1 pseudogene is annotated in these 277 nt (G+C 75.5%); it reads left to right on the top strand.

The annotated features are described in order from the left end of the window. Nucleotides 1–222, top strand: a pseudogene (locus KVS67_RS11955) (Nif3-like dinuclear metal center hexameric protein); the annotation flags it as partial. Nucleotides 223–277 lie beyond the last annotated feature (55 nt).

The raw sequence follows: 277 nt of genomic DNA, 5'->3' as shown, positions 1-277 counted from the left end.
GGGGCCCGGGAGACGGCGGGGTCGGGGGGTGGACGTCCCGCGCTCGTGGACGTCTCGCACTGGGCGAGCGAGCCCCTGTGGCTCGAGCACGGCGCCCGCGCCCTGGAGGCCGCCCTGGCGGAGCGGGGACTGGGCGCCACCACCCTGTTCTCAGATCACCGCAGCGACCCCTGGGACTTCCTGGTCGGGGGAGAGCGGGCCGACGAGGGGAGACACGCATGAGTGAGGTCACCGCACCGCCGGCCGTCCAGGCCCGGCTGCTGGAGCTGCAGGAGCT

The sequence above is a fragment of the Micrococcus sp. GbtcB5 genome (assembly GCF_019091605.1).
Lineage (GTDB): Bacteria > Actinomycetota > Actinomycetes > Actinomycetales > Micrococcaceae > Micrococcus > Micrococcus luteus.
This window is presented reverse-complemented; position numbering and strand designations above follow the sequence as displayed.